Raw genomic sequence first — 5,372 nt, forward strand, 5'->3', positions numbered from 1 at the left:
GAGTAAAGAGGCTAAGAAACAATGGGATGAAAAATCTACAAGCTGGAATTCAATAAGCCAAGAAATGTGGGAAAGTGGAAGCAGAAAAGAGATTCCGTCATTTTTTGCAGAATTTGTTCCTTCCGGTGGTTCTGTAGGTGATCTTGGCTGTGGGGACGGTTTTGGGTCATTAAAGTTATCAGAAGCTGGATATATGGTTACAGGAATTGATGTTTCTGAGGAAATGATTGAGAAGGCAAAGCAAATTAATCAGCATAATCATTCACAATTTATGAAAGGTGATATTTCTGCCCTCCCCTTTCCTGATAATAGCTTTGATGCTGTAATGGCGATTAATTCTTTAGAGTGGACTGAGGACCCTCTTAAGGTCTTAATGGAAGCACAAAGAGCTGTGAAGCCAGGCGGATTCGCCTGCATTGGTATTCTTGGGCCAACAGCTGCGCCACGAGTAAACAGCTACCAGCGGCTATATCAGGAAAAGGTAATATGTAATACGATGATGCCTTGGGAATTTGAGAAACTAGCAGAAGAGAATAATTGGCATAAAGTCGGCGAGCTTGGCGTGTATAAGCGCGCGGCAGACCAGCTTCCTAAAGGGTCATTATCGATAGAATTAAGGCAGTCCCTTTCATTTATGTGGGTTTTTATGTTAGAAAATGGTAAGAAAGATTAGGGGGAAGACAAATGAGCCGTTATTCTATTAATGATTTTGTAAAGTCAACTCAGCAGCAGGATAAAGAGGAAGGGTTATTTGAACTTGAAACACCAAGAATATTAGAAATTAATTTAAATAACCAAATATGGGCAAAAACTGGAGCTATGATATCTTACCGCGGCAATATTAAATTTGAGCGGGAGGGCATTCTTGAACATGGGATTGGAAAAATGTTTAAAAAGGCATTAACTGGTGAAGGCACTTCCTTAATGAAAGCGACAGGGAATGGAAAATTATATTTAGCCGATCAAGGGAAAAAAATCTCTATCCTTCATTTACAGGGAGATTCTATTTTCGTGAACGGAAATGATTTACTTGCGTTTGAGCCATCGGTCAAATGGGATATTAAGTTAATGAGGCGAGTGGCCGGGATGCTTTCAGGCGGGCTTTTCAATGTTCGTCTAGAAGGGGCTGGGATGGTTGCCATCACCTCGCATTATGAGCCGTTAACCTTGCTCGTTACTCCTGATAATCCTGTTTTTACAGATCCGAATGCAACCGTTGCCTGGTCAGGGACGTTGCAGCCTGAATTTGTGACTGATATTTCTTTCAAAACCTTCCTTGGAAGAGGAAGTGGCGAATCCATTCAAATGAAATTTTCAGGCAATGGGTTTGTTGTCGTTCAGCCGTTTGAGGAGGTTTACTATTCACAGCAATCATAGAAAAGCGGAGGCACCCCTAGGGGGCGCTCCCGCTTTTCTATTTTAATCCCACTCATATGGAGTTTCTTGGTATACATAATAATTTAGCCAATTTGAAAATAATAAATGGGCATGGGAGCGCCATCTATTTAACGGCTGTTTGGATGGGTCATCATTTGGAAAATAATGATCAGGAACATGAATATCCAATCCCTTTTGTACATCTCTGCGGTACTCTTCAGCTAATGTATCCGCTTCGTACTCTAAATGTCCTGTTATCATTATTTGTTTTCCATTATTCGTACTCAAAATAAATGGCCCAGCTTCTTCGGATGTCGAAAGTAACTTTAATGTCGGATGATTTTCAAGTTCTTCTATAAATATATCAGTATATCTAGAATGCGGAGCTAGAAAGGCATCATCAAACCCTCTGAGTAACTTCTCTGAACGATCATGGACTTGATGTGAGTAAACACCAGAACATTTGCCTGAAAGCTCATATTTCTGTATACCGAAATGATGGAATAATGCAGCTTGGGCACCCCAGCAAATATGTAAGGTGGAGGTTACATGGCTCTTCGTCCAATCCATAATTTCAGATAACTCTTCCCAATAATCCACTTTTTCAAATGGAAGCAATTCAATTGGAGCACCTGTAATGATCATGCCATCGAACTTGCGGTGCTTTATGTCAGAAAAGGTAGTATAAAACTGCTCGAGATGCAATGGGCTTGTGTTCTTTGATTCATGTGTAGCTGTCCTCAGAAAAGAAATATTCACTTGTAATGGTGTATTTCCTAAAAGCCTTAATAGCTGCGTTTCTGTTTTTTCCTTCTCAGGCATTAAATTTAAAATGAGTATATTTAAAGGTCGAATATCCTGCATGAGAGCACGATCATCATCCATAACGAATATATTTTCTTCTTCTAAAATTTCTCTTGCCGGCAAAAGCTTTGGAATCTTAATAGGCAAATCATCATCCCCTTGTTAGAAAATTCAATTAAAATCTATTATAATAATGAAAAACATCTGTAGCAATCATAAAAAAGTTTTATAATAAAAAACTTTTTCAACATACTCTACTTAAAATAAAATAAATGGTACAATGATAAGGTAGTAAACGATTACATAATTGTGATGATGCATAGGGGGATAAAAAATGAATGTTAAACCAATTGTAAAGTCAGACATTGAAATCGCTCAACAATCACCAATGGAACCAATTACAGAAATCGCGAAAAAAATCGGTCTTCAAGAAGATGATTTAGAACTTTTCGGAAAATATAAAGCTAAATTATCAACAGAAGCATTAAAAAAACTCGATACAAACCAAGATGGAAAAATTATTCTTGTTACTTCAATAAATCCAACTCCTGCTGGGGAGGGGAAATCAACTGTTACCGTTGGCCTAGGGGATGCTTTTACTAAAATTGGCAAAAAGGCAATCATTGCGATGCGTGAGCCTTCACTTGGACCGACTATGGGTGTAAAAGGCGGTGCGACAGGAGGAGGCTACTCTCAAGTTCTGCCGATGGAAGATATTAACCTGCACTTCACTGGTGATCTTCATGCCATTACGACTGCCAATAATGCTCTTGCAGCATTCATTGATAATCATCTTCAGCAAGGCAATCAGCTTGGCATTGACCCGCGAAGAATTGTTTGGAAACGAACTCTTGATATGAATGACCGTGCTCTAAGAAAAGTGGTTATCGGATTAGGCGGGCCTGTTCAAGGTGTTCCTCGTGAAGATGGCTTTGATATCACAGTTGCATCAGAAATCATGGCTGTTCTATGCTTATCTACTGATTTGAAAAATCTGAAGGAAAGACTTGGCCGGATGGTCTTTGCATACAACTATGATAAACAGCCTGTAACTGTTGCTGATCTTGGAGTTCAAGGTGCGTTAACAATGCTTCTAAAAGAGGCAGTTAAACCAAACCTAGTACAAACAATTGAACATACTCCTGCTTTTATTCATGGTGGACCATTTGCTAATATTGCCCATGGATGTAATAGTGTACTCGCAACAAAAGCTGCCACAAAACTTGCTGATTATGTCGTTACGGAGGGTGGATTTGGCGCTGATCTTGGTGCTGAGAAATTCCTGCACATTAAATCTAGAAGTGCTGGCATCAAGCCGGAAGCGGTAGTCATCGTAGCAACGATTAGAGCATTAAAAATGCATGGCGGCCTTCCAAAAACAGATCTTGGAAGAGAAGATGTACAAGCTCTTACTAAAGGCTTCGCCAATTTAAAGAAACATATCGAAACAATCGAAAGCTTTGGCCTGCCATTTGTTGTCGCAGTTAATAGATTTATTACAGATACTGAGGATGAAGTTAAGACATTAATGGATCTTTGCAGTCAGGCTAATATCCCTGTGTCATTAACAGAAGTTTGGGAAAAAGGCGGAGAAGGCGGCGTAGACCTTGCAAACAAGGTTCTTGAAGTTATTGAAAAGCAAGAAAACAACTTCGAGCCATTATATGATCTTTCAGATACACTAGAAAATAAAATTCTTACAATTGCACAAAAGGTTTACGGTGCTGAAAAAGTTGAATTTTCATCAAAAGCGAAGAAGCAGCTTAAAGATTTCGAAGGCTTTGGATGGGGCAGCCTGCCAATCTGTATGGCCAAAACTCAGTATTCTCTTTCAGATGATCCAACTAAGCTTGGCCGCCCAACTGGCTTCTCCATTACGATTAGAGAATTAAAGCCATCTGTTGGTGCTGGATTCATTGTCGCACTTACAGGAGATGTAATGACTATGCCAGGATTGCCTAAATTGCCAGCGGCGCTCAAAATGGACGTAGATGAGAATGGCAATGCAATTGGATTATTTTAATAGATATTTAGATGTTTGATCCGACAGCTTTTGAAAATATGAAGGTAGTGATTGAGGGAGCGCTTTATGATCGTGATTTAGCGGGGGACATTATCATTATCGATCGAAATGACTTCATAAATACCGCAAAGCTATCCCGGCGGTATGAATTAACTTTCTCTAACCAACATGATGCTGAACATCTTCATTGTTCCATCATCATGGAAGCTGGGTTAGAAAACTTGGCTGCTGAGCTTTTGCCAGAAGTCCAATCAGATCGATTGTCCGGCTGTCACCTTTTTGTAAAATTCTTAACGATGCATCCGAATGAGCTTAAGATTTTTCAACAGATTGAAAAAGGGCTTAAAGAAATTTGGGGACAGGACAGAACAATAAAGCAGTCTATCATTTGTGATCCGTTCGTAAATAAAGATTGGATCAAGAATGAAACGATCATTAGCTTTAACAGGCTAGTCTCTGAGGATCAAATGGATGATTTAGTGATAATGACGGATTATATGATCGATAGTCTAGATCGATTGCGGACTATAATAAAATGATCTTTTTTATGCTCTGCCTATTCTCAGGCAGAGTTCTTTTTTTGTAAAAAATTCAATATTATCTTTACATTATTAAATTGTGCTAATACGATTATTAAGAATGGGGATTTCGTTTGGACTAGTAGATAGTACCTAGAATAAATTTTCAGGAAAGGTATATGAATAAAGAGGCTTTTCAAGTAAACTATGTGCAGAAGGCAAAATATATAAAGAGATGTAGCTTAGGTTTCTTTGCTAAAAGAAATCTATCAAACTCTATTTTGAGTTAGCTTCATCAAATTGAATTTCAGCTATAGAGGGAGTTAATATGGAAATTATTGATGCACATATTCATTTTTCAGATATTTTATCCTTTCATCAAACAGCAAGAGAGCAATCTTTTGTTGATTATTCATATAATGGCTATGTAGAAGAATTTAATAAAGCTAATGTCGTCCTTAGTATTGCGATGGGGGTAACTGAAACACCTGAAATGGGTTTTCCTGATTATCACGCGCAAACGCCAATGGGACTTGATCTAGCAAGGTCTCTTCCGGATCAAATTGTCTATTGTCCAGGAATTAACCCATATGATCTGAATGAAGAGGCTTTACTGAGACTTGAGTTAGAGATTCAGAAGCCAAATGTTG

The 5,372-nt window shown here is 38.6% G+C and carries 5 protein-coding genes and 1 pseudogene; 5 read left to right on the forward strand and 1 reads right to left on the reverse strand.

All coding sequences use genetic code 11. The features are described 5' to 3' along the window. Both V7149_RS09595 and V7149_RS09600 read left to right on the forward strand, forming a co-directional pair. The coding region (locus V7149_RS09595) for a class I SAM-dependent methyltransferase (protein ID WP_335345412.1) at window positions 1-673 on the forward strand (673 nt) is incomplete at its 5' end. 11 nt (window positions 674-684) lie between these two features. Next, complete coding sequence (locus V7149_RS09600; protein WP_335345413.1) at window positions 685-1,377, forward strand: AIM24 family protein; 693 nt, start codon at window positions 685-687, stop codon at window positions 1,375-1,377. A 42-nt stretch (window positions 1,378-1,419) separates the two neighbouring features. On the opposite strand, the gene metA is transcribed toward V7149_RS09600, so the two are convergent. After that, entirely contained in the window at window positions 1,420-2,328 is a 909-nt protein-coding gene (metA, locus tag V7149_RS09605; RefSeq protein WP_335345414.1) for a homoserine O-acetyltransferase MetA, read from the reverse strand. Between the two features lie 187 nt (window positions 2,329-2,515). Between metA and V7149_RS09610 the strand changes: the two genes are divergently transcribed. The 3 genes and pseudogenes from V7149_RS09610 to V7149_RS09620 all read left to right on the forward strand — a co-directional run. Next, window positions 2,516-4,204, forward strand: coding sequence for a formate--tetrahydrofolate ligase (locus V7149_RS09610; protein ID WP_335345415.1), 1,689 nt, complete (start codon window positions 2,516-2,518; stop codon window positions 4,202-4,204). A gap of 11 nt (window positions 4,205-4,215) precedes the next feature. Continuing rightward, window positions 4,216-4,743 (forward strand): hypothetical protein, encoded by a 528-nt coding sequence (locus V7149_RS09615; RefSeq protein ID WP_335345416.1) that lies wholly within the window; start codon window positions 4,216-4,218, stop codon window positions 4,741-4,743. Between the two features lie 307 nt (window positions 4,744-5,050). Then, a pseudogene (locus V7149_RS09620) lies at window positions 5,051-5,372 on the forward strand (amidohydrolase family protein); the annotation flags it as partial.

Source organism: Bacillus sp. JJ1503 (assembly GCF_036965125.1).
Lineage (GTDB): Bacteria > Bacillota > Bacilli > Bacillales > Cytobacillaceae > Cytobacillus.